Origin of the sequence: Sphingomonas sp. 2378, from assembly GCF_038084995.1 — a bacterium.
Lineage (GTDB): Bacteria > Pseudomonadota > Alphaproteobacteria > Sphingomonadales > Sphingomonadaceae > Sphingomonas.
The window spans coordinates 1-268 of the sequence record NZ_JAXCMJ010000157.1 but is presented as its reverse complement, the minus strand read 5'-3'; the positions used below and the strand labels follow the sequence as shown (position 1 = coordinate 268).

1 rRNA gene is annotated in these 268 nt (G+C 54.9%); it reads right to left on the bottom strand.

Annotated elements, in window-relative coordinates:
• A 16S ribosomal RNA gene (locus SM191_RS19730) occupies positions 1 to 268 on the bottom strand; the annotation flags it as partial.

Genomic DNA, 268 nt, shown 5'->3' with positions numbered 1-268 from the left:
GTCCCAGTGTGGCTGATCATCCTCTCAGACCAGCTATGGATCGTCGGCTTGGTAGGCCTTTACCCCACCAACTACCTAATCCAACGCGGGCTCATCCTCAGGCGATAAATCTTTGATCTCGCGATATCATCCGGTATTAGCAGCCGTTTCCAGCTGTTATTCCGAACCTAAGGGCAGATTCCCACGCGTTACGCACCCGTGCGCCACTAAGGCCGAAGCCTTCGTTCGACTTGCATGTGTTAGGCATGCCGCCAGCGTTCGTTCTGAG